Origin of the sequence: Roseomonas gilardii, from assembly GCF_001941945.1 — a bacterium.
In the GTDB taxonomy this organism is placed as follows: domain Bacteria; phylum Pseudomonadota; class Alphaproteobacteria; order Acetobacterales; family Acetobacteraceae; genus Roseomonas.
The window spans coordinates 373,418-395,121 of sequence record NZ_CP015584.1 but is presented as its reverse complement, the minus strand read 5'-3'; the positions used below and the strand labels follow the sequence as shown (position 1 = coordinate 395,121).

Sequence of the window (21,704 nt, the reverse complement as noted above, 5' to 3'; positions counted from 1 at the left end):
GACCCTTCTTTGCGGAAAGTGCGCGGAGTTCCTACATCCGCAGGGATGAGGGCAAAGCTCCGTTCAAAGGGATGGCCACCGGAGGATGGGACCGTCGCGGACGGTGCCTCTGGGAGCCCCTGCGCACCCATGTGACCGCGCGTTTGCCCTCCATATTCGCGCCAAATCCCGGCTGGAATCGGAGTCGCGGGACCGTCACGAACCGGCGCGCCGCTGTCCTATACAAGAGCGCCGTTTCCCATCCGCTTGCGCGGGCTTTGCCTTCCGAAGCGCGCCGAGTTCCTACAGCGCGATCCGAGTCAGAGTTTGACGTGGGCCAGGGAGGGGCTTCCGGATGCCGCCGACTCACGCAGGCGGAGGTTCCGGATGGCATCGAATGCGTCCCTCGATCAGGTGACCCGGTGGGGGAAGATCCCCGCCTGGTGGCTGCTGCATCCTGCCGTGGATGCGGACCGGTTGGCCGTGATGGCCGCCCTTTGCACCTATGCTGACGAAGCCGGGTTCTGCGAGCCCTCACAGGCGACGCTGGCGCGGCGGCTTGGCCGCAGCCGCCCCTGGGTGAACCGGGTGATCGCGGATCTCGCCACAGCCGGGCTGATCCGCAAGCAGGCCCGCTCGCGCCAGAACGGCGGCACCACGAGCTGCCGCTACCAGCTCGCCCAGACGCCGGAACAGGCGCGCAGCTTCGTGCAGGATGGCCCGCCGCCTGTCATGGGGGAAACAGGGCTTTGTCCGAACAGGGACAGGCCCTGTCATCCGGCTGACACGAGTCACGCTATTCCTGAACAGATTCAGGACACGCACACCATGCCCGCGCAGCCAGGAGCCGACACACCGGTGGAATGCCAGGACCCCGAACGGCCGGCGAGACAGGGCTCCGCCCTGAGGGAACCGCCCCCTGACTGGTTGCCGTCGCGCGACATCACCGAACGCGCCCGGCATCTCCATCCGGATGCGGCGCTGGAGCACCACACGCTCCGCTTCGTCACACGCTGCCGTGCCAAGGGCTACCGCTACGCCAATCTCGACGAGGCTTGGCTGGAATGGCTGATTGCCGACCAGGTGCAACCTCGCCGCCTATCGGCCACACGACCGGAGGTGGCGAGCCGGTCGGCTCCGCCCGCCGGAAAGCGGCAGGCGGAGCACCGTCTCCATCGCTTCGATGCCTGGGCGGCGGCGGCCATGTCCCCGCCCGGCCATGTCAGCCCTTGCTGAACCGGAGGACCCAAACCGTGCAGATCGATCATCGTACTTCCTTCCCCCGACGGGAGGACCGGCCCGTGGGCAGAACTGGAGGGCGCGACACGTCCCTTCTACAAGCAGCAAGGGAGCCCTTGCCGTCACCGCCCGCGCCCGTGGCGAGACTTCTGGAAAGTGGCATTCAGGAGCGGCGTTTCCTGTTTCCCGACAACGGCACAGTCCGGATCACGGAAACCTGGCAACCCCCAGCGGAGATGGAGGACGGCGTGGCCGGACTGGCCATGCAGCATCTTTCGGAACTGGAGGCGGCGCTGCGGCCCGCGGAAAGAGGAGTGCTCCTCGCACGCATTCTGGCCCTGTTGTCGCATTTCCGCGCCGAGCCGAACCCGCCGCAGGTCGAGCAGATGATCGCGGATGACTGGGCTGAGGATCTGGGGGAGTTCCCGATATGGGCCGTGGAACAGGCCTGCCGGCAGTGGCGCCGCACACGCAAATGGCGGCCGCAGATCTGCGAGATGGTGGCGCTTTGCCGGGAAGCGGTCGCCGAGCCGGAAACGCGGCGGCAGAGGCTGCAGGCTCTGCTGCACCGTGCGGCGGCGAAACGGAATCCCATGCTTCATCGGATGGAGGAACTGACCCAGGGCACCTTCCGGCGTGTTCCGGCCTGATCGTCTCATGCCTACTGCCAACCGGCCACATCTCGCAGCGGACGGACGGGTGATGTTCTGATGTCCGAACCCGAAGCAACCATCAACCTGAGGGTTGATTGGGTTGATGATCTGTTGCAACGTCCCGGCCGCCGATGGGGCCAGGCATGCCGGGGGGCGAAGCATGGATTCGCAGATGTTGAAGGAGGCGAGGCAGCAGCTTCGCCTCAGCCAGGTCGAGTTGAAAGATATCCTCAACAGGCGCATGGGCCGCGCCTATGACAAGTCCAAGGTCAGCCGGTGGGAGAATGGGCGCGAGCCCATCCCGCGGGAGGTCGCGGTGGAAATCGCGGCCATTGCCCAGGCACGACCCGCCAATGCCCGCATCCTGGCCTTCGCCAACCAGAAGGGTGGCGTCGGCAAGACCACCAGCGCGCTGAACGTCGCGGCTTCCCTGGCAGCTCTGGGACGGCGTGTGCTCGTGATCGACATGGACCCGCAGGCCACGGCCACGGCCGCGGTGCTGGCCGGTGGCGGGGTCGAGGCCTATCGGCAGGGCCGCACCACTGCCCACGTCATCCTGAACGGCCGCCCCCTCGCCGAGGCCATCGTTCACGCCGGCGACGCGCTGGCCGATACGGCGGGCCAGGGGCGAGTCATTCCCTTCGACCTGGTCGCCAGCCATATCGAGCTCTCGGACACTGACGGGCGCCGAGAACCGGGCTTCGACGCCGCCTTGCGGGAGGCTGTCGCACCGATCCGCTCCAGCTACGACTGGATCGTGCTCGACTCGCCGCCCAATCTTGGCATGCTGACCTGGATGACCCTCGCCGCGGCGACGGAGGTGATCGTACCTGTCCGTACCGAACCCTATGACGCGATGGGGGTGGGCCTCATCCTGGCCACCGCGAACAAGGTGCAGCGCCGACTCAACCCGGACCTGCGGATCATCGGCGTCCTGCCGACCCAGTTCAGCCAGCGCCGGGCCGTGGATCGGGAGGTGCTGAGCCACCTGTCGCAGGCGATGCTGGAACGGGTGCCGCTGCTGGAGCCGATCCCCGCCAGCGCCGCCTTCGGCCATGCCGCGCGAGACGGGCGGATCGCGGTTCCGGCCAGTCATGGCCAGAGTGGCGCGGCAGCCGGTGCGGCCTATCTGCGGCTGGCCGAGGCGCTCAGCGATGGCAGGCCCCTGCCGCGCGCGGAGGTTTCCTGACATGGCCGTGTCCCGCAAGCGCCGTCCCTCTCCCCTGCTCGGAGCCGTGGCGAACTCGATCGGGGAAGCGACGAACTCGCTCGTGACGCCCGCGAGCCGCTTTGCTCATACCTTCGAGGCGCCGCTGGACCGGGTCTTGCCGGACCCGGACCAGCCCCGCAAGAATTTCGACCCGGAGGGCTTGGCTTCCCTGGCCTCCACCATGTCCGACCAGGGACAGTTGCAACCCATCCTCCTGCGCCGTGACCCGGAGCGACCCGCGGACTGGGTCATCGTGGCGGGAGAACGGCGCTGGCGGGCGGCGAAGCTGCTCCGCTGGACCTCGATCCTGGCGATCGAATGGAAGAGGCAGGATGGCGCCGGAGCGCTGGCCCTGCTGGAGAACCTGCAGCGGATCGACCTGACGCCGGTTGAGGAGGCGCGGGGCATCCAGCGGCTTCTGGAAAGCCAGGGCTGGACCCAGACGCGCGTCGCCGAGGTGCTGGGCCGGACCAAGGGGGAGGTCAGCGCCTCGCTGCGGATGCTGACGCTGCCGCCCTCCTTCGTCATGGACCTGGAGAACGGCAAGCTCGACCTGCCACGCAACATCCTGGTGGAACTCGCGCGCCTCCCAGCAGGCCGGATGCGGGATGCCCTGATCGCCCATGCCTATGCCGGGCGGATCACGGTTCGCGCCCTGCGGGCCGCGAAGATGGCGCATGAAGCACCCGCCGAGGCGGAGGAGCCGTCCCCCAGAGCCGTCCGCAAGGCGCCGAAGCCTGTCGCGCTGTATCGTTTCGACAAGTGGCTGCAGGATCTGGTGGCCCGCAGGCGCGCCCCGTCGAAGCTGGAGCGGGAAAGGCTGGTCGAGGTGCAGGAGCGTATTGCGCAGATCCTGTCGCAGCAGGACTGAGAAGCCAAGGGCAGGGGTTCTGACGTCAGAACCTCTGCCTCTCCAGCTGGCAGGAGTGGCGGACCTGCGAGACCAGGGAACTGCCGCCGCAATCGATTTTTACATCGCACCATTCTGCGGTGCCCGATATGCGCCCTATGCCGGTTGCTCATAGCGACCGAGGGAAAAGCGATACGACAAGGCCTCCTCGTGCGCCTAGGGTCCCCGCGCCTGTTTGGTGACGGGAGGAAGAAGAATGGCACGAGCCGGTCAACGAGGCACGCCGCGCGCTGCGGAACGTCCCCTCGCAGCCACTCCCATGCCGTGATCTCGTATCGGTCGCATGGTGGCCAAGCCGATGTCCTGCATCGGCCAGAGGCACGGGTGAGCAGGCCCGAACCCGGCACGGAGGAAGGGCTCGCCGTCTCGACCGAAAGGCGCCCCATCCTGTTGCTGCATATCGTGGAGAGTCTGGCATGAGCCTGGTCCGCCGTAACCCACCCCGAGTTCCTCCCGAGATCGCCGCCCGGTTCGCACCCTATGGTGTCGCCACGATCCACGAGGCGCAGGGGCGCCGTGGCCTTCTGGGCGCCCATATGCGGCCGATCTATCCGGGCGCGCACGCCGTCGGCACCGCCGTGACCGTGTCGATCGCGCCAGCTGACAACTGGATGATTCATGTGGCCGTGGAGCAGTGCCGCGCCGGCGACATCCTGGTGGTTTCGCCCACCTCGCCCTCCGATGCAGGCTATTTCGGCGAACTCCTGGCCTGTTCGCTGAAGGCCCGCGGCGCGGCCGGTCTGGTGATCGAAGCCGGCTGCCGCGACGTGGCAGCGCTCCGGGAGATGGGCTTCCCCGTCTGGTCGAGGGCCGTCTCGGCCCAGGGCACCGTCAAGGAAACGCTTGGGGACGTGAACCTGCCTGTCGTCTGCGCCGGGCAGCTCATCCACCCGGGCGATCTGGTCGTGGGCGACGATGACGGGGTGGTCGTGGTCCGGCGCGGGGAGGCCGAGGCCGTACTGCGCGCTTCCGCCGCGCGGGAGGAAAAGGAAGCCAAGACCCGGGCGCGCCTGTCCGCCGGCGAACTCGGGCTGGACATCTACGGGATGCGCGAGACGCTGGCCAGGAAGGGACTGCGCTACGAGGACGCCGATGACTGACCCGACTGTCCTGCACTCGGCCATCGGGCGCTATCCGCACAGCGCACCGGTGCTCGATGGCCAGGTCACCTCGCCGCTTCTCCGGCTGCAGGATGCGGGGATCAGTCCGGTGAGTCGTGCCTTTGCGCCCATGGTGCGGGAAGGACGCTTCGAGGTCAGCGAGATGGCCATCGCGACCTTCCTGATGGCCAAGGCCGCCGGCAAGCCGTTGGTGCTTCTGCCCGTGGTGATGGCGGCGCGCTTCCAGGAGGCCGCGCTGCTCTGTCGGGTGGGCGGCTCCGTCACGGGACCGGCCGACCTCGCGGGCCGGCGCCTCGGGGTGCGCGCCTATAGCCAGACCACGGGAATGTGGTTGCGGGGCAGCCTGCAAGAGGAGTTCGGCCTTCGGCCGAGCGATCTGCACTGGGTGACCTTCGAGGACGCTCATGTGGCCGAGTACCGCGACCCATCCTGGGCGGAGCGCGCCCCGGCTGGGTCCGACATGATGGCCATGCTGGAGAAAGGCGCGCTGGATGCGGTGATCGTCGGCAATGACGTGCCGGACAACCCGAACCTGCGCACGGTCTTTCCCGATCCCGCTGCGGCTGGCGAGGCATTCCGCGCGAGATATGGCTTCAAGCCGGTGAACCATCTGCTGGTTATGCGCGGCGATGTCATCGCACAGCGGCCGGATCTGGCGGCTGAGTTCGTCCGTCTCTTCCAGGACGCGCCGATGACCGGTCGCGCGGCGCTCGATCCTGCCCTTCTCCTCGCCAGCCGATTCTGCGCGGAACAACAGCTTCTGCCGGCGCCACTGACATTGGAGGAAATCTGGGACGGGCTCCCAGCCGGGATCGGATAGGAACGGGCCCTCGGTGGCCTGCAAGGGAGGAAAGAAGAAATGCCAATGACACGCCGCGGGATCACCGCGGGAATGCTGGGCCTCGGCGCCCAGCTTGCGACGCGGAACGCTGGCGCACAGACGCCCCGCTGGCCCGAGCGTCCGGTCCGAATCGTTGTGCCTTTCACGCCGGGCGGTTCCACCGACATCCTGGCCCGCGCCTTGGGCGCCGAGCTACAGGAGGTCCTCGGCCAGCCTTTCGTCGTGGAGAACCGCGGCGGTGCGGGCGGGACCATCGGTACGGAGGTCGTCGCCCATGCGCCGCCCGATGGCCATACGCTGATGATGGGTCATATCGGCACGCTCGCGGTAAACCCGGCCCTCTATCATAACCTGTCCTTCGACACGGCCACCGCCTTTGCGCCGGTCGTGCTCGTCGCCATCGTGCCGAATGTGATGGTGGTCAACCCGAAGCTCCAGGCCAAAACGGTGCCGGAACTGGTCGCGCTCGCCAAGGAGAAGCCGGGCGGGCTCACCTACGGTTCCGGTGGCAATGGATCGGCCGCGCATATCGCCGCCGTCGCCTTCAGTCTCGCGGCGGGTATCGAGATGACGCATGTGCCCTATCGCGGCACTGGCCCGATGATGAACGACCTGATCTCGGGCGCCATCGACCTGACGCTGACAGGTGGCCCTCCGGCCCTGCCGCCGGTTCGTAGTGGGCTGCTGCGTGCCCTGGGCGTCTCCTCGTTGCAGCGCCTGGCGGCCGCGCCGGATATCCCCACCATCGCGGAGCAGGGCATGCCCGGTTTCGAGGCCGTGCAGTGGTATGGTCTCGTCGCCCCGGCCCGGACACCGCCCGCGATCATCGCGCGCCTGAACACAGAAAGTGCCCGCATCCTGAAGGGGGAAAAGCTGCAGCCCCGGCTGGAGGCGGAAGGCGCGGTGGCCTCGCCCGGCACGCCGGAGGAATTCGGCCGCTTCATCACGGCGGAGCGGGAACGCTGGGGCGACGTGATTCGCCGCACCGGTGTCCAGGCGAACTGAACCAGAGAGGGAACGCATGACCGATCATCCGGCCATCACGCGCCGAACCGGGCTTCTCGGCATGGGGGCGCTCCTGGGGGCACCCATCCTGGCGGTGCCCCGCATCGCCCGGTCGCAGACCCGCTTCCCGGATCGGCCGATCCGCGTCATCGTGCCCTTCGCGGCCGGTGGGGTGGCGGACCTCACCGTGCGGGCCGTCGCCAACCCCCTTGCCGACCGGCTGGGGCAGCCGGTGGTGGTGGACAACCGGCCCGGGGCCGGTGGCATTCCGGCCGCGCAGCAGCTGATGAACGCTCCGGCGGACGGACATACGCTGATGGCAGCGACCAACGGGACGGCGATCAGCCGCTCCCTCTTCCACTCGCTGCCCTTCGATCCGTTGCGCGACCTGGCGCCGATCGTGACGCTGGGCAGCTTTCCCATCGCGCTCATCGTGGCGCCCGGTTCCCCCATCAAGAGCTTCTCCGACCTTCTGGACCGGATGCGGCGCGAACCGGGGGCCCTGAACATCGGGACGATCAATGCCGGAAGCACACAGAACCTTTCGGCCGAGCTTTTCAAGATCAGGGCGGATGTGAAGGCGGAAACCATTGCCTTCCCGGCCACGCCGCAGCTTGTCACCGCTCTGCTGCGCGGCGACGTGGACGTGGCGTTCGAGATCACGGCGCCGCTGCTCGGCCAGATCCATGATGGGGCCATAAGGCCCATCGCGGTCACCTCGACGAAGCGTGCGCCGAGCCTGGGCGACGTGCCGACGCTGACCGAACTCGGCGTGAAGGACTACGACGTGACGTCCTGGAACGCCCTGGTCGCCCGGTCGGGCACGCCCGCCCCGGCTATCGCCGCCATCAACGAGGCGGTGAATGCCGTGCTGAAGAGGCCTGCCGTACGCGACATCCTCACCCAATCGGGGGTGGAGCCGCAGGGCGGCACGGCCGAGGCCATGGGCAAGCTCCTGGCGGCCGATACGGCACGCTGGGCCGAAGTGATCGAGAAGGCAGGAATCCCGCGCCAGTGACGAAGACACCGCCCCCTCGCGACATCCCGACCTGCAAGGGCCCGGACCCGGACACGCGGACGCCCCGCTATCGCGCCCCGCCGGGCGCCTGCGACGCGCATTGCCACATCTTCGGCCCGGATGCCGTCTTCCCCTATGCGCCGGACCGCGCCTACACGCCGCCCGACGCGCCCTTCGAGGGCCTCCGCCGCCTGCATGGCATCCTGGGCATCGAGCGCGCAGTGATCGTCCATGCCTCCTGCCATGGCAGCGACATGCGGGTGACGCTGGACGGCATCGCACGCTCCGGCGGCGCCTATCGCGGCGTCGCCGTGGTGGACCCTGGCGTGAGCGACGTCGAGCTGGCGCGTCTGCACGAAGGCGGCATTCGCGGCGTGCGCTTCAACTTCGTGCGCCATCTTGGCGGGATGCCGGATATGGCCTTCTTCGAGCGGGTGCTGGAGCAGATTGAGCCCCTCGGTTGGCATGTGGTGCTGCATCTGGACGCGCAGGACGTGACGGAACTGGCGCCCCGCATCGCCCGCATCCGTGTTCCTTTCGTGATCGACCATATGGGCCGGGTGAAGGCACGTGGCGGGTTGGAGCAGCCGGCCTTCCGGAGCCTGCTGGAGCTGATGCGCAACGACAGGGCCTGGGTGAAGATCTGCGGCGCCGAGCGCGTCTCCTCCGAAGGGGCTCCCTTCCACGACGCGCTTCCTTTCGCGCGCGCCCTGGTTTCCGTGGCACCGGACCGGGTGCTTTGGGGCACGGACTGGCCGCATCCCAACATCGCCGGGGACATGCCCAATGACGGCGACCTCCTGGACCTTCTGGCCGAGGCGGTGACCCACGAGCCGACGCGCCGGAAGATCCTGGTGGACAACCCGGCCCGCCTCTACTGGAGCGAGGAGCAGACGGCATGAGCGTGCGCATCGCGATCATCGGCTATGGCGAGGTCGGCAGCATCTTCGCGCGCGACCTGCGCGCCGCCGGCGTCACCGAGATCGCCGCCTTCGATCCCGCCTTCGCCGACCCGGACAGCAAGGCGTCGCGGAACGCCGGCCAGGCAGGGCATGCGCCGGCCTCCACCCCACTGGAAGCGGTGCGGGGGGCGGATCTGGTCATCGTCGCGGTGACGGCCGGTTCCGATCTGGACGCCATGCGCTCCATCGCGGCGGGCCTGGGCCACGCTCCCTTCGTCCTGGATGTGAACTCCGTGTCCCCCGGCACGAAGCGCGAGGCCGCGGCGATCATGGAGGCCGCCGGCGGCCGCTATGTGGAGGCTGCGGTCATGACCAGCGTGCCGCCCAAGGGTCTCCGCTCGCCCATGCTGCTGGGTGGCCCGCACGCCACGGCCTTCGCCGCGAGCATGGCGGCTTTCGACATGGCCCTGACGGTCTTCTCGGAAGAGATCGGCCGCGCCTCCTCGGTCAAGATGTGCCGCAGCGTGATGATTAAGGGCCTAGAGGCCCTGACCACGGAATGCCTCCTGGCCGCGCGGCGCTATGGTGTGGAAAAGGAGGTCCTGGCCTCCCTTTCTGACACGCTGCCGCATCCCGACTGGCGGGGGCTGGCGCGCTACGTGATCAGCCGTCCCCTGATCCATGGCCGCCGCCGGGCCGAGGAGATGCGCGAGGTGGCCCGCACCGTGGCGGAAGTCGGCGTGCCGCCGATCCTCAGCGGTCCGATCGCGGAGCGGCAGGATTGGTCCGCCGACCAGGGGGCGCGTCTCTCCTCCCAGGAGCTGGCGACCGAGGATCTCGACACGCTGCTGGATGCCGTCCTGGCAAGGCTATGATCCGCCCTCCGGCGGGAAGGCCGGCCCGGCTGGGATTGGCGGCCCCGGTGGGGCATAATGCTCTACCGGGGCCGTGCCTTCGGACGGTGGCATCCTGGCGCGCTCCGTCCCGGGCGCTTGCGCCAGGGCCCCGGGGAGGAAGGAATGCCGAGGCACCTCGATCAGCAACTCAAGCTGCGGCTTCTGCGGGCCGTCGATGCCATCGGGGCGCATGGAAGCATCCTGGCTGCCTCCCGGGCCTTGTCTGTCACGCAGCCCGCCCTGACCCGCAGCCTGCAGGAAACCGAGGCGTTGCTGGGGCTGCAGCTGTTCGAACGCAGCGGACGCGGCGTGCGCGCGACACCGGCGGGGGAGGTGGTGCTGCAATCGGCCCGGCGCCTGCTGGGCGAACTGCGCCGCCTGGATGAGGAGCTGGACCGGCTGGTCGGGCGGATGAAGGCCACGATCATGCTGGGCGCCCTGCCCGTGGCCGCCGCCGGCGTGCTTCCGGGCCTGCTGGGACGGCTGCGCAGCCAGCACCCGGAACTCGTGGTCCAGCTTGTCCAGGGCAAGACGGAAGAGCTCCTTCCCAAGCTGGAGGGCGGGGAGCTCGATCTGGTCATCGGGCAACTCTATCCGCCCGATAAGCCGGATGGGCTGATGCGGGAGGCGCTGTACGAGGAACCGATCTCGGTCCTCGCGCGCACCGACCATCCCGTCTTCGAAGCCCCCATCACGGCGGAGGCGCTGCGTCGCTGGGAACTGGTTCTACCGACGATCGGCCAGCGCGTCGGGCAGGAGATCGATCAGCTCTTGGCGACGCTGGGCCTCGCCCCGACCACCTCGATGCGCTCGACCTCCTATGGCTTCATCCGGGAGATGCTGCATTCGACCGATTTCATCTCGGTCATGCCCAATACCATGATGGCCGGCGACCTGCTGCGGGGAACGATCCGTGCGGCACCGCTGCCCGCTGTCTCCCGGCCGCGTCCGGCGGGCTTCATCCGGCGCGCCGACACACCGCTTTCACCGGCCGCCGAGGTCCTGGTGGATGGGCTGCGGCGCTATGTCGAGGAGATCGCGGCGCAGGGCCGGCATCCGGGGCAGGCCGGGGAGCGGGCTGGGGCCGGCGCTCCCTATGTCGGCCCGGCATAACATGCGCCGAAGAAGCGATAACGCCTTTTCCACTCCGCCAGTCTAGCTTCCTCCTTCAAGAGCCCGCCCCCTGTCGTCTCGACGAAGGGCCGGAACGCGGGCGCGGATACGGGGAGAAAAGTCTTTGGCTATGCGCAGCCGACAACTCGATCCCGGGCGCCTGCCCGCCGGCACCTACCTGAACACGGGGGTGGCGGCCACCAACGCGCTCCGGTTGAACCGCTTCTGCTATGACCTGCGCCATCCGTCGAAGCGGGATGCCTTCATGGCGGACCCGGAGACAGCGATGGCGCCTTACGGTCTCGATCCCGAGGACCGCGCGCTGGTCCTCGCGCGCGACTGGATCGGCCTGGTGCGGCGTGGCGCGAATGTCTTTCCGTTGCTGCGGCTGTCGCAGCTCTGCGGAGATGGCCTGGCGGCCACGGGTGCGCAGATGCGCGGCGAGACGCTGGAGGAGTATCTCGCCAGCCGCCATGCCGGGAAGGGAGCATCCTGATGGCCCGGATCATCGGCGGCCTCGGTTCACCGCATGCCCCCTCCATCGGGGCGCTGATCGACAAGGGCGCTTGGCGGGAGCCGGGATGGGAGAAGCTGCTCGACGGCTACCGCCCCATGCAGGACTGGCTGCGCGAGCGCAAGCCGGATGCCGCGATCCTCATCTACAATGACCATGTCACCTCCTTCTTCTTCGACCGCTATCCGACCTTTGCCCTGTCCGTCGCGGGCGAGCATCCGATTGCCGACGAGGGCTTCGGGCCGCGCCCCCTGCCACCCGTCCGGGGCGATGCGGAATTCGCCTGGCATGTCGCGCACAGCCTGGTGGATGACGAGTTCGACCTGACCGTCTGCCAGGACATGCCGCTCGACCACGGGGCGCTGACGCCGGTCTCGGCGCTCTGGCCGGATCACGCGGAGGGCTGGCCCTGTGCCATCCTGCCGCTCGCCGTGAACGTGCTCCAGTTCCCGGTGCCGGGGCCTGGACGGCTCTTCCGGTTGGGAAAGGCGCTGCGGCGGGCTGTCGAGAGCTTCCCCAGAGACATGGATGTGGTCGTGCTGGGCACAGGAGGCTTGTCGCACCAGTTGCATGGCGAGCGCTTCGGCTATCAGAACCAGGACTGGGACATGGAGTTCCTCGACCGGCTGCAGGACGATCCGGAGCATCTGGCCGGGCTGCGGCTGCAGGACTTCATCGAGCGCGGCGGCGCCGAAGGGGCGGAGGTGATCATGTGGCTTGCGATGCGCGGCGCCCTCTCCACGCGCGTGCGCTGCCTGCACCGGAACTACCACGCACCGCTGCACACCGGCTTCGCCCAGGTGATCTACGAGGACATGCCGCATGTCGCATAGGGATGAGCGCCGCACGGTCGTGCTGGTGCCTGGCCTGCTCTGCGATGCCTCCGTCTGGGCGCCGCAGCGGCATAGCCTGGAACGGGACTACGATATCCTGGTGCCGGATCTCTGGGGGTTCGATTCCATCGAGGCGATGGCGGCAGCGGTCCTGGATGCCTCTCCGCAGCATTTCGCGCTGGCGGGGCATTCCATGGGCGCGCGCGTTGCCCTGGCGATCCTGGATCGTGCACCGGAGCGGGTCGAGCGGCTGGCCCTGCTCGATACCGGCGTGCATCCCCGCCGCCCGGGCGAAGCCGAGAAGCGCCAGGAACTCGTTGATCTCGCCCATGCGCAGGGCATGGCAACCCTGGCCGAACGCTGGCTGCCGCCCATGGTGCATCCGCAGCGCGCCAGCGATCCTGCGCTGATGCGCCCACTGAAGGAGATGGTGTGCCGGGCCACGCCCGAGATCTTCGAGAAGCAGGTCAGGGCGCTGCTGAACCGGCCCGATGCGGCGGCGGTCCTGCCGCGCATCGGCTGCCCGACCCTGGTGGCCTGCGGACGGCAGGACGGGTGGAGCCCGCTGTCGCAGCATGAGGAAATGGCGGCCGCTATCCGTGATGCCGAACTCGCGGTGATCGAGGATAGCGGCCATATGAGCACGGTCGAGGCACCGGCTGCCGTAACAGGCGTGCTGAGTGCCTGGCTGCGCCTGGGAGTGATGGCATGACATCCCTTGAAACCGCAGAACCCGTGATGGACCTGGCCCATCTCGGGCATCTGGAACTGCTGACGCCCAAGCCGGAAGAGAGCCTGCGCTTCTTTGTCGATGTCATGGGCATGACGGAGAGTGGGCGCCAGGGAGATTCCGTCTATCTCCGGGGATGGGATGACTACGAACGTTACTGTGTGAAGCTGACGGCGGCGCGCCATTCCGGCATGGGCCACATGGCCTTCCGGGTCAGGAGCCCACAGGCTCTGGAGCGCCGTGCCGCCGCGCTGCGCGCGGGAGGGCACGACGTGTCGTGGCATGATGGCGACCTCGGCCATGGCCGCACCCTCTGCTTCCGGGACCCAGATGGGCACCTGATCGAGCTCTACTACGAGACGGAGTGGTACGAGGCACCGCCCGAGCTGCGGCCGGCGCTGAAGAACCAGGCCCAGCGCTTCCCCGGGCGCGGCGTGAACGTGCGTCGCCTCGATCACATCAACTGCCTCGCCGCCGACATCAAGGCGAACCGCGAATTCTTCGAGCGGTGCCTCGGGATGCGGCTGACGGAGCAGATCGTGCTGGACACCGGCGTCGAGGCCGGCATGTGGTTCACCTGCACGAACAAGAGCTATGACATCGCCTATTCGCGCGAGAGCAACGGTCGCCGCGGGCGCTTCCATCACCTCACCTTCGCCCTGGACAGCCGCGAGGAGATCCTGCGGGCCGCTGACATCTTCCTGGAGAACGGCGTCCATATCGAGACCGGTCCGCACAAGCATGCGATCCAGCAGACCTTCTTCCTCTATGTCTATGAGCCGGGCGGCAACCGCGTGGAACTGGCCAATGCCGGCGCGCGGCTGATCCTGGCTCCGGACTGGAAGCCGATCCGCTGGAGCGAGGCGGAGCGGCGGAAGGGCCAGGCCTGGGGCCTGAAGACCATCGAGAGCTTCCACACCCATGGCACGCCGACCCTGGAGGAGATGGACGCGGAAGGGATCGTGTACTGATCGGGGGGTAGGAGGCTGGGGCCGGTCCGGCCCCGCGTCTTTGTTCGGGAGGAAAGAACCGTGAGAAGAAGAGACTTTCTGGCTGCCGGGACCGCCATGGCCCTGCCACTCGCCGCGCCGCGCCTGTCGCGGGCCGCGGAGCCGCTCAAGATTGGCCTGATCCTGCCGATGACGGGGCCTTTCGCCTCGACCGGGCGGCAGATCGAGGGCGCCGTGCGCCTCTACATGCAGCAGAACGGCAGCGAGGTCGCCGGGCGTGCGATCGAGGTGATCATCCGCGACGATGCCAATGTCGCGGATGCGACGCGGCGGCTCGCGCAGGAGCTGGTGGTGAACGACAAGGCCGCCGTCCTGGCGGGGTTCGGCCTGACACCACTGGCCCTCGCCGCAGCGCCGATCGCGACCCGCGCCAAGGTGCCGCAGGTCGTGATGGCGGCCGCCACCTCCAGCGTCACCGAGGCCTCGCCCTTCGTCGTGCGCACCTCCCAGACCGTCCCGCAGGTGGCCCTGCCCCTGGGGCGCTGGGCACCGGAGAACGGCATCCGCAAGGTCGTCACCGTGGTGTCCGACTATGGTCCCGGCATCGATGCCGAGAAGTGGTTCAAGGAGCCCTTCGTGCAGGCTGGCGGGCAGGTGCCGGAATCCCTGCGCGTCCCTCTGGCCAGCCCGGATTTCGCGCCCTTCCTGCAACGGGCGCGCGATGCCTCGCCGGATGCGGTCTTCATCTTCGTGCCGTCGGGCGCCGGTTCGGTTTTCATGAAGCAGTTCGCGGAACGCGGGCTGAAGGAGGCCGGCATCCGGCTGATCGGGCTGGGCGACGTCCTGGACGACGATCTTCTGGGCAGCATGAGCGACCAGGCGCTCGGGGTGATCACCTCGCAGCACTATTCCGCCGCGCATGACAGTCCCCTGAACAAGAGCTTCGTGAAGGCTTTCAAGGCTGCCAACAAGGACATGCGGCCGAACTTCATGGCGGTTGGCGGCTATGACGGCATGGCGCTGATCTACAAGGCGCTGGAGAAGACCAAGGGTGCTTCCGGCGGGCCGGCTCTGCTGGAGGCGATGAAGGGCCTGTCCTGGGAAAGCCCGCGGGGACCGATCTCCATCGACGCGCAGACCCGCGACATCGTCCAGAACATCTACATGCGCCGCTGCGAGCGCGTGGATGGCGAGCTGTATAATGTCGAGTTCGCCACGATTCCGGCTGTCCGGGATCCGGCCAAGCCGGCCTCGGGCTGAGGGGAGGGGGCGGCGATGCTGACCGTTCTGTTCGACGGCGTGGCCTATGGGATGGTCCTTTTCATCCTCGCCTGCGGTCTCGCGGTGACACTGGGCCTGATGAACTTGGTGAACCTGGCGCATGGCGCCTTTGCCATGGCCGGGGGCTATGCCGCCCTCGTTCTGGTGAATCATTGGGGCGTGCCTTTCCTGGCCGCCCTGCCGCTGGCCTTCCTCTTCTCCGCCCTGCTGGGAGCATTGCTGGAGCGGACGCTCTACATCCATGTCTATGCGCGCAGCCATTTCGACCAGGTCCTGTTCTCGATCGGCTTGGTCTTCATGTCCGTGGCCATCGTGGACTACGTGGCGGGGTCCTCGCAGCAGTTCATCGCGATCCCCGACATGCTCCGTGCCCGCTTCGAGTTCATGGGCATCAGCATGGGGGCCTACCGGCTGCTGATCATCGCCACCTGCGGCGTGATCGCGCTGGCCCTGCATCTCGCCCTGTCGCGCACGCGCTTCGGCAGCCGGCTCCGCGCCGCAGTGGACGATCCGCGCGTGGCGCGCGGGCTGGGCATCAATGTCGGGGCGATCTTCGCGGTGACCTTCGCCATCGGCTCCGGCCTCGCCGGGCTGGGCGGCGCGCTGGGGGCGGAGATCCTGGGGCTGGACCCCAGCTTCCCGCTGAAGTTCATGATCTACTTCCTGATCGTGGTGACGGTGGGCGGCACCAGTTCGATCTCCGGGGCTTTCCTGGCTTCGCTCCTACTGGGGATCGCCGATGTCGCCGGCAAGTACTACGTGCCGGAGTTCGGCGCCTTCGTCATCTACACGGTGATGATCGCGGTGCTGATCTGGCGGCCTCAGGGCCTCTTCGGCCGGGTGGCGACCCGATGAACGGCCCCGGCATGAACCTTCCGCAGCAGGCATCTGCCCAACTCGCGCGCCTGTCCCGCTGGCATCCCGGGGAGTACCTCGCCTGGGCGGCGATCGTGGCGGCCTTCCTGCTGTTTCCCGACCGCTACCTGCTGATCGCGGAGATCGCCGTCACGGCCCTCTTCGCGCTCTCGCTGGACCTCATCCTCGGCTATGCGGGCATCCTGTCCCTGGGCCACGCGGCCTTCTTCGGCCTCGGCGCCTATGTCGCCGGCATCGCGGCGGTGCGGGGCGTTTCCGACCCGCTCCTGGGCCTCGGGCTGGCCTGGGTGGCCGCGACCCTGCTGGGCGGCGCGACCAGCCTGCTGGTTCTCCGCGGCAGCGACCTGACGCGCCTGATGGTCACCCTCGGCGTGGCCTCAGTCCTCTACGAACTGGCCAACCGGCTGAGTTGGCTCACGGGCGGAGCTGATGGCCTGCAAGGGATGGAGGTCGGTCCGCTCCTCGGCCTCTTCGAATTCGATCTGAGTGGGCAGGTAGCGGCTGTATACAGCCTTGTCGTCCTGTTCCTGGCTTTCGTGGTGGTCCGGCGGATCGTGCATTCCCCCTTCGGCTGGTCCCTGCGGGCGGTCCGGGGAAATCCGTTGCGCGCCGGGGCGATCGGCATTCCCGTCCGGGCCCGGCTGGTGGCGGCCTATACGTTGGGGGCCGGGCTGGCCGGGATCGCCGGGGCCTTGCTGGCGCAGTCCACGCAGTTCGTTTCCCTGGACGTGCTCGCCTTCCATCGCTCGGCCGATATCCTCCTGGTGCTGGTGATCGGTGGCGTCGGCTGGCTCTATGGTGGGCTGCTCGGTGCGGTCCTGTTCAAGCTGATGCAGGACGTGCTTTCCAGCATCACACCGCAGTACTGGCAGTTCTGGATCGGCCTGGTGCTGGTGGCGCTGGTGCTGATCGGCCGGGACCGGATTGCCGGCTGGCCCGCCCTGTTCCGCCGGCGCAAGCCTGCCGCCGCCAGCCATGTCCCGGAGCCGGCCGAATGAGTGCGATGCTGCAGGACCTTTCCCCGCCCAGGCCCGATCCCGGGCCCGGCCCGGCGCTGCAGACGCTGGGCCTGAACAGGCATTTCGGTGGGCTGCACGCGACGCGGGACGTCAACCTCTCGCTGGCCCAGGGCAGCCGCCACGCTCTGATCGGCCCGAACGGGGCCGGCAAGACGACGCTCATCAACCTGCTGACCGGCGTGCTTCGCCCAAGTTCTGGCCGGATCCTGCTGGATGGCGAGGACATCACGGCACTGCGCCCCGATCAGCGCGTGCGCCGCGGCCTAGCCCGGACCTTCCAGATCAACCAGCTCTTCCCCGCCATGACGGTGCTGGAAACGGCGGGCCTGGCCATTTCCCAGAGGCTCTATGGCGGCCGCTCCTGGTGGCGGTCCGTGGGCAGCCGCCCGGCCGTGGTGGAGGAGGCGGTGGCCATCCTCGAACGGTTCCGCCTATCCGGGGTGATGGGGGAGCGTGTGGTCAACCTGCCCTATGGCCAGCAGCGCCTGCTGGAGATCGCCCTGGCCATCGCCTGTCGCCCCCGTGTGCTGTTGCTGGACGAGCCGGCGGCCGGGGTGCCCGAGGCGGAGCGCGAGGAGATCCTCGACCGCATCGCGGAACTGCCCAGTGATGTCACCGTGCTGCTGATCGAGCACGACATGGATCTGGTCTTCCGCTTCGCCGACCGGATCTCGGTCCTAGTGCTGGGCGGCGTGCTGATGGAGGGCAGCGTGGCGGAGGTCGCCTCGGACCCACGGGTGAGGGAGGTTTATCTGGGGGAGGGCGAGCATGGCTGACATCCTGGCGGTGGAGCATCTCGCGGCGGGCTATGGGCAGGCCGCGGTGCTGCACGATGTCTCGCTGCGTCTTGCCGAAGGCCGCTCCATGGCCGTGCTGGGACGCAACGGCATGGGCAAGACCACGCTCCTGAACAGCATCATCGGGGTGACTCGCCGTTTCGGCGGGACAGTCCATCTTGACGGGCGGGACATCACCAACCTGTCCCCGGACCGTCGGGCCCTGGCGGGCATCGGCTGGGTGCCGCAGGAGCGCAACATCTTCCGCTCCCTGACTGTCGAGGAGAACCTGACCGCTGTGGCGCGGCCAGGGCCATGGGATCTGCGCAAGGTCTTCGCCATGTTCCCCCGGCTGGAGGAAAGGCGCCGCAACATGGGGGACCAGCTTTCCGGCGGTGAGCAGCAGATGCTGGCGGTGGGACGGGCGCTCGTGCTGAATCCGCGCCTGCTGCTGCTGGACGAGCCGACCGAGGGCTTGGCGCCGATCATCGTGGAGGAACTCCTGTCGGCTCTCCGCCGGATCATGCGGGACGAGGGTCTTTCCGCCCTGCTGGTGGAACAGCACGCGCAGAAGATCCTGGGCGTCACGGACGAGGCAGTGATCCTGGAACGCGGCCGGATCGTGCATGCAGCCCCGAGTTCCGTACTGCGCTCGGAAACGGAGGTCCTGGAACGCTACCTGGGCGTATCCCGGAAGGGGGTGGTGCTTCCCGCCATGTAATGGACATGGGGTCTCCGTCCTTCGGATCGGTTCCGCGCGTCAGGAGATATAGAAGACAAAAGACTTGGCGTATTGGTATCCAGCTTGTATACAGGGCGCCAGGAAACGATCCATGTGGAGGCCCCCATGGGCAACAAGACCCCGACCTTTCCCCTGAATGCCTGGTACGCAGCCGCCTGGGATGCGGAAGTGAAGCGGGAACTCCTGGCCCGCACGATCTGCAACAAGAAGGTCGTGCTCTACCGCACCCAGGACGATCGCGCCGTGGCGCTGGAGGATGCCTGCTGGCACCGCCTCGTCCCGCTCTCCATGGGCAGGCTCAAGGGTGACGAGGTGCAGTGCGCCTATCATGGCCTGCGCTTCAACGCGCGTGGGCGCTGCACTTTCATGCCGTCCCAGGATACGATCAATCCTTCCGCGAATGTGCGGTCCTTCCCCGTGGTGGAGAAGCATCGCTTCATCTGGATCTGGCCGGGCGACCCGGCCCTGGCCGATCCGGCGCTGGTGCCGGACCTGCACTGGAACCATGACCCGGCCTGGGCCGGCGACGGCAAGGTGATCCACGCCGCCTGCGACTACCGCCTGATCGTGGACAATCTCATGGACCTGACCCATGAGACCTATATCCATGGCAGCAGCATCGGCAACGATGCGGTGGCGGAAGCGCCCTTCGACGTCACACATGGCGAAAGGACGGCGACGGTCACGCGCTGGATGGTCGATATCGAGCCGCCGCCCTTCTGGCGCGCCCAACTCGGCAAACCCGGCAATGTGGACCGCTGGCAGATCATCCGCTTCGAGGCGCCCTGCACGGTGGCCATCGATGTGGGCGTGGCTCCGACCGGGACCGGCGCGCCGGAGGGGGATCGCAAGGAAGGCGTCAGCATGATCGTGATCAACACGATCACTCCCGCGACCGACAAGACCTGCCACTATTTCTGGGCCAATGTGCGGGACTACCGCATCCACGAGCAGCGCGTGACAACCGATATCCGCGATGCCATAACCAAGGTCTTCCGGGAAGACGAGATCATCGTCGAAGCGCAGCAGCGCGCAATCGACGAGCATCCGGACCATGTCTTCTACAACCTGAACATCGATGCCGGGGCGCTCTGGGCACGGCGACTGATCGACCGCCTGATCGAGGCCGAGACGGGTGGCGCACCTTCCCTGCCGGTCGCGGCCGAGTAGCCACGATGTCGCAGAGCGTCGCGGCCCTGCTGAAGCTGCGGGAGGTGATCCTGAGCGGCAGCATGCCGCCTGGGGAGCGGCTGTCGGAGAACGGTGTCGCCGAGCGCCTGGGCGCGTCGCGCACGCCGGTGCGGGCTGCGCTGGCGCGGCTGGCGGAGGAAGGACTGCTGGAGCCCATTCCTTCCGGCGGCTTCATGGTGAAGGCCTTTACCGAACGGGAGATCCGCGACGCGATCGAGGTCCGTGGCACGCTGGAGGGGCTGGCGGCGCGCTTCGCGGCCGAACGCGGCGCCTCGCCGGAAGGGCTGGCCCATCTGCGCGACATCCTGGAGGGCATCGATGCCGTCCTGGCACGTGACTCCACAGGCGGAATCGACTTCACCGAATACGTGACGCTGAACGAGCATTTCCACCAGCTCCTGCTGGAACTGGCGGACAGCCCGGTGCTGGCGCGTAAGGTTGGGCAGGCGGTGGCGCTGCCTTTCGCATCCCCCAGCGGCTTCGTCATGGCACAGGGCGCGCTGCCCGAGGCGCGGGTGATCCTGACCGTGGCTCAGGAACAGCATCGCAGCGTGGTCGAGGCGATCTCGCTGCGGGAAGGGGCGCGGGCCGAGGCGATCATGCGCGAGCACGCCCGCCTCGCCCATCGCAACCTCGCTTTGGCCTTGCGCCAGGGCAAGCTTCATCTGGTCCAGGGCGGCGCCCTGATCCAGCGCCGCCTGCCGGCCTGAGCGCGCGGCGCAGGGGAGGAACAAGAAAGATGCGGTTCGACGGACAATGGATCACGGCGGTGGTTCGCGGCACGCGTGACCTGACGCCGGGCATTCGCGAGTTCACCCTGGCGCCCGAGGGCGGTGCGACACCCTATGCCACCGGCAGCCATCTCTGCTTGCGGGTGATGGTCGATGGCAGGACGGATCTGCGCCGCTACTCCCTGGTGGGCGACCAGCCGCGGGACGGCTGCTGGCGCATCGCCGTGAAGCGCGAGGAGCCGGGGAGGGGAGGCTCGCGCTACATGTGGTCGCTGCCCGTCGGGGCACGTCTCGAGGTCACGGCGCCAGACAGCTTCTTCCAGCTCTCCGGTGACGCGCCCGAGTATCTGCTGGTCGCGGGCGGGATCGGGATCACGCCGATCCGTGGCATGGCGTCGGCCCTGCGGCGGCGTGGCGCGCGTTTCCGCATGCTGTATGCGGGGCGTTCCCGTGCCGAGATGGCCTATCTCAGCGAACTGGAGACGGAACTCGGCGCGCAGCTCGAGATCTTCAGCGAGGCCGAGGGACGAAGGATCGACCTGAACCGGGCCTTCTCCTCCCTCGAACCCGAGGCCGAGACCTATATCTGCGGCCCCATCGGTCTGCTGGAGGCGGCGAAGCGCGAATGGGCCGCTGCGGGCAGGCCCCGCGCCCGGCTGGTTTTCGAGACCTTCGGTTCCTCCGGCCGCCATCCGACCGAGGCCTTCACCGTCCGGCTTCCTCGCCTGGGCCTGGAGGTGCGGGTGCCGGCCAACAGCAGCATGCTGGAGGCGCTGGAGGCCAGCGGCGTCGGGGTCCTGTCCGACTGCCGGCGTGGCGAATGCGGCCTGTGCGCGATGGACGTGCTGGATGCCGATGGCATCGTGGATCATCGCGATGTCTTCTTCAGCGACCATCAGCACGAGGAAGGCCGCAGGATCTGCGCCTGCGTCTCCCGTGTGGTCGGCGGCGTCATCACCGTGGACACGGCCTTCCGTGGCGACGAACGGCTCCGTTCCGGTCCGGAACTGCAGATGCTGCGCCCCTGAATCAGCCCGCTCACCGGCTTTCAACGAATCTTCACTCTGGGTAGGTGGGGCAGACCCTATACCGGCGGCACAACGGGCTACCGGGCATCGGATGCAACAGACATTCGCGAGGCGCCACCGGCTGATCGTGCAGCCGGTGCCTGCCT

23 protein-coding genes are annotated in these 21,704 nt (G+C 68.1%); all 23 read left to right on the top strand.

The features are described 5' to 3' along the window. Positions 1 to 366: 366 nt before the first annotated feature. The 23 genes from RGI145_RS21340 (at position 367) to RGI145_RS21230 (ending at position 21,558) form a co-directional block, all read left to right on the top strand. Entirely contained in the window at positions 367 to 1,215 is an 849-nt protein-coding gene (locus tag RGI145_RS21340) for a helix-turn-helix domain-containing protein (RefSeq protein ID WP_075800536.1), read from the top strand. A 17-nt stretch (positions 1,216 to 1,232) separates the two neighbouring features. Continuing rightward, the gene (locus RGI145_RS24785) at positions 1,233 to 1,868 is read left to right on the top strand and encodes a hypothetical protein (RefSeq protein WP_156878710.1); all 636 of its coding nucleotides are present in this window, start codon (positions 1,233 to 1,235) and stop codon (positions 1,866 to 1,868) included. 163 nt (positions 1,869 to 2,031) lie between these two features. After that, complete coding sequence (locus RGI145_RS21330; RefSeq protein WP_075800534.1) at positions 2,032 to 3,060, top strand: AAA family ATPase; 1,029 nt, start codon at positions 2,032 to 2,034, stop codon at positions 3,058 to 3,060. Between the two features lies 1 nt (position 3,061). Continuing rightward, a complete protein-coding gene (locus RGI145_RS21325; RefSeq protein WP_075800533.1) occupies positions 3,062 to 3,952 on the top strand; it encodes a ParB/RepB/Spo0J family partition protein in 891 nt (296 codons plus the stop codon). A 455-nt stretch (positions 3,953 to 4,407) separates the two neighbouring features. After that, positions 4,408 to 5,091, top strand: coding sequence for a 4-carboxy-4-hydroxy-2-oxoadipate aldolase/oxaloacetate decarboxylase (locus tag RGI145_RS21320; protein WP_075800532.1), 684 nt, complete (start codon positions 4,408 to 4,410; stop codon positions 5,089 to 5,091). Further along, positions 5,084 to 5,932 (top strand): substrate-binding domain-containing protein, encoded by an 849-nt coding sequence (locus tag RGI145_RS21315; RefSeq protein ID WP_075800531.1) that lies wholly within the window; start codon positions 5,084 to 5,086, stop codon positions 5,930 to 5,932. The genes RGI145_RS21320 and RGI145_RS21315 overlap by 8 nt, the downstream gene beginning before the upstream one ends. Before the next feature lie 39 nt (positions 5,933 to 5,971). Continuing rightward, positions 5,972 to 6,958 carry a Bug family tripartite tricarboxylate transporter substrate binding protein gene (locus RGI145_RS21310; RefSeq protein ID WP_237183315.1) on the top strand — a complete coding sequence of 329 codons (987 nt, stop codon included), beginning with the start codon at positions 5,972 to 5,974 and terminating at the stop codon, positions 6,956 to 6,958. Positions 6,959 to 6,974: 16 nt separating this feature from the next. Next, positions 6,975 to 7,976: a Bug family tripartite tricarboxylate transporter substrate binding protein gene (locus RGI145_RS21305; protein ID WP_075800530.1), complete on the top strand. Its 1,002-nt coding sequence runs from the start codon at positions 6,975 to 6,977 to the stop codon at positions 7,974 to 7,976. After that, the gene (locus tag RGI145_RS21300; RefSeq protein ID WP_208864011.1) at positions 7,973 to 8,878 is read left to right on the top strand and encodes an amidohydrolase family protein; all 906 of its coding nucleotides are present in this window, start codon (positions 7,973 to 7,975) and stop codon (positions 8,876 to 8,878) included. The genes RGI145_RS21305 and RGI145_RS21300 overlap by 4 nt, the downstream gene beginning before the upstream one ends. Beyond that, positions 8,875 to 9,753, top strand: a complete 879-nt coding sequence (locus RGI145_RS21295) for an NAD(P)-dependent oxidoreductase (RefSeq protein WP_075800529.1) — start codon at positions 8,875 to 8,877, stop codon at positions 9,751 to 9,753. The genes RGI145_RS21300 and RGI145_RS21295 overlap by 4 nt, the downstream gene beginning before the upstream one ends. Before the next feature lie 144 nt (positions 9,754 to 9,897). Beyond that, positions 9,898 to 10,887 carry a LysR family transcriptional regulator gene (locus RGI145_RS21290; RefSeq protein WP_075800528.1) on the top strand — a complete coding sequence of 330 codons (990 nt, stop codon included), beginning with the start codon at positions 9,898 to 9,900 and terminating at the stop codon, positions 10,885 to 10,887. A 130-nt stretch (positions 10,888 to 11,017) separates the two neighbouring features. Beyond that, a complete protein-coding gene (locus tag RGI145_RS21285) occupies positions 11,018 to 11,383 on the top strand; it encodes a hypothetical protein (RefSeq protein ID WP_075800527.1) in 366 nt (121 codons plus the stop codon). After that, on the top strand, positions 11,383 to 12,234 hold the full coding sequence (locus RGI145_RS21280; protein WP_075800526.1) for a class III extradiol dioxygenase family protein: 852 nt from the start codon (positions 11,383 to 11,385) through the stop codon (positions 12,232 to 12,234). The genes RGI145_RS21285 and RGI145_RS21280 overlap by 1 nt, the downstream gene beginning before the upstream one ends. Continuing rightward, a complete protein-coding gene (locus RGI145_RS21275) occupies positions 12,224 to 12,946 on the top strand; it encodes an alpha/beta fold hydrolase (protein ID WP_075800525.1) in 723 nt (240 codons plus the stop codon). Before RGI145_RS21280 ends, RGI145_RS21275 begins: the two co-directional genes overlap by 11 nt. Continuing rightward, positions 12,943 to 13,935, top strand: a complete 993-nt coding sequence (locus tag RGI145_RS21270; protein ID WP_075800524.1) for a catechol 2,3-dioxygenase — start codon at positions 12,943 to 12,945, stop codon at positions 13,933 to 13,935. Before RGI145_RS21275 ends, RGI145_RS21270 begins: the two co-directional genes overlap by 4 nt. Positions 13,936 to 13,995: 60 nt before the next feature. Continuing rightward, a complete protein-coding gene (locus RGI145_RS21265) occupies positions 13,996 to 15,174 on the top strand; it encodes an ABC transporter substrate-binding protein (protein ID WP_237183314.1) in 1,179 nt (392 codons plus the stop codon). 15 nt (positions 15,175 to 15,189) lie between these two features. Further along, positions 15,190 to 16,050 (top strand): branched-chain amino acid ABC transporter permease, encoded by an 861-nt coding sequence (locus RGI145_RS21260; RefSeq protein ID WP_075800522.1) that lies wholly within the window; start codon positions 15,190 to 15,192, stop codon positions 16,048 to 16,050. An 11-nt stretch (positions 16,051 to 16,061) separates the two neighbouring features. Beyond that, the gene (locus RGI145_RS21255; RefSeq protein ID WP_075800521.1) at positions 16,062 to 17,069 is read left to right on the top strand and encodes a branched-chain amino acid ABC transporter permease; all 1,008 of its coding nucleotides are present in this window, start codon (positions 16,062 to 16,064) and stop codon (positions 17,067 to 17,069) included. After that, positions 17,066 to 17,866, top strand: a complete 801-nt coding sequence (locus RGI145_RS21250; protein WP_167668389.1) for an ABC transporter ATP-binding protein — start codon at positions 17,066 to 17,068, stop codon at positions 17,864 to 17,866. The genes RGI145_RS21255 and RGI145_RS21250 overlap by 4 nt, the downstream gene beginning before the upstream one ends. Then, positions 17,859 to 18,587 (top strand): ABC transporter ATP-binding protein, encoded by a 729-nt coding sequence (locus RGI145_RS21245; RefSeq protein ID WP_075800520.1) that lies wholly within the window; start codon positions 17,859 to 17,861, stop codon positions 18,585 to 18,587. The genes RGI145_RS21250 and RGI145_RS21245 overlap by 8 nt, the downstream gene beginning before the upstream one ends. A 126-nt stretch (positions 18,588 to 18,713) precedes the next feature. Beyond that, the gene (locus RGI145_RS21240; RefSeq protein WP_075800519.1) at positions 18,714 to 19,778 is read left to right on the top strand and encodes an aromatic ring-hydroxylating dioxygenase subunit alpha; all 1,065 of its coding nucleotides are present in this window, start codon (positions 18,714 to 18,716) and stop codon (positions 19,776 to 19,778) included. A gap of 5 nt (positions 19,779 to 19,783) precedes the next feature. Further along, positions 19,784 to 20,509, top strand: a complete 726-nt coding sequence (locus tag RGI145_RS21235) for a GntR family transcriptional regulator (RefSeq protein WP_075800518.1) — start codon at positions 19,784 to 19,786, stop codon at positions 20,507 to 20,509. A gap of 29 nt (positions 20,510 to 20,538) precedes the next feature. Continuing rightward, a complete protein-coding gene (locus RGI145_RS21230) occupies positions 20,539 to 21,558 on the top strand; it encodes a PDR/VanB family oxidoreductase (protein ID WP_075800517.1) in 1,020 nt (339 codons plus the stop codon). The last annotated feature ends 146 nt before the right edge of the window (positions 21,559 to 21,704 follow it).

What these genes read in the sequence shown, in the direction of transcription:
- RGI145_RS21250 (WP_167668389.1), top strand. Translation starts at nt 17,066, where the DNA reads ATGAGTGCGATGCTGCAGGACCTTTCCCCGCCCAGGCCCGATCCCGGG.
- RGI145_RS21315 (WP_075800531.1), top strand. Translation starts at nt 5,084, where the DNA reads ATGACTGACCCGACTGTCCTGCACTCGGCCATCGGGCGCTATCCGCAC.
- RGI145_RS21295 (WP_075800529.1), top strand. Translation starts at nt 8,875, where the DNA reads ATGAGCGTGCGCATCGCGATCATCGGCTATGGCGAGGTCGGCAGCATC.
- RGI145_RS21275 (WP_075800525.1), top strand. Translation starts at nt 12,224, where the DNA reads ATGTCGCATAGGGATGAGCGCCGCACGGTCGTGCTGGTGCCTGGCCTG.
- RGI145_RS21235 (WP_075800518.1), top strand. Translation starts at nt 19,784, where the DNA reads ATGTCGCAGAGCGTCGCGGCCCTGCTGAAGCTGCGGGAGGTGATCCTG.
- RGI145_RS21320 (WP_075800532.1), top strand. Translation starts at nt 4,408, where the DNA reads ATGAGCCTGGTCCGCCGTAACCCACCCCGAGTTCCTCCCGAGATCGCC.
- RGI145_RS21255 (WP_075800521.1), top strand. Translation starts at nt 16,062, where the DNA reads ATGAACCTTCCGCAGCAGGCATCTGCCCAACTCGCGCGCCTGTCCCGC.
- RGI145_RS21340 (WP_075800536.1), top strand. Translation starts at nt 367, where the DNA reads ATGGCATCGAATGCGTCCCTCGATCAGGTGACCCGGTGGGGGAAGATC.
- RGI145_RS21240 (WP_075800519.1), top strand. Translation starts at nt 18,714, where the DNA reads ATGGGCAACAAGACCCCGACCTTTCCCCTGAATGCCTGGTACGCAGCC.
- RGI145_RS21330 (WP_075800534.1), top strand. Translation starts at nt 2,032, where the DNA reads ATGGATTCGCAGATGTTGAAGGAGGCGAGGCAGCAGCTTCGCCTCAGC.
- RGI145_RS21310 (WP_237183315.1), top strand. Translation starts at nt 5,972, where the DNA reads ATGCCAATGACACGCCGCGGGATCACCGCGGGAATGCTGGGCCTCGGC.
- RGI145_RS21260 (WP_075800522.1), top strand. Translation starts at nt 15,190, where the DNA reads ATGCTGACCGTTCTGTTCGACGGCGTGGCCTATGGGATGGTCCTTTTC.
- RGI145_RS21285 (WP_075800527.1), top strand. Translation starts at nt 11,018, where the DNA reads ATGCGCAGCCGACAACTCGATCCCGGGCGCCTGCCCGCCGGCACCTAC.
- RGI145_RS21230 (WP_075800517.1), top strand. Translation starts at nt 20,539, where the DNA reads ATGCGGTTCGACGGACAATGGATCACGGCGGTGGTTCGCGGCACGCGT.
- RGI145_RS21325 (WP_075800533.1), top strand. Translation starts at nt 3,062, where the DNA reads ATGGCCGTGTCCCGCAAGCGCCGTCCCTCTCCCCTGCTCGGAGCCGTG.
- RGI145_RS21245 (WP_075800520.1), top strand. Translation starts at nt 17,859, where the DNA reads ATGGCTGACATCCTGGCGGTGGAGCATCTCGCGGCGGGCTATGGGCAG.
- RGI145_RS21270 (WP_075800524.1), top strand. Translation starts at nt 12,943, where the DNA reads ATGACATCCCTTGAAACCGCAGAACCCGTGATGGACCTGGCCCATCTC.
- RGI145_RS21305 (WP_075800530.1), top strand. Translation starts at nt 6,975, where the DNA reads ATGACCGATCATCCGGCCATCACGCGCCGAACCGGGCTTCTCGGCATG.
- RGI145_RS21290 (WP_075800528.1), top strand. Translation starts at nt 9,898, where the DNA reads ATGCCGAGGCACCTCGATCAGCAACTCAAGCTGCGGCTTCTGCGGGCC.
- RGI145_RS21280 (WP_075800526.1), top strand. Translation starts at nt 11,383, where the DNA reads ATGGCCCGGATCATCGGCGGCCTCGGTTCACCGCATGCCCCCTCCATC.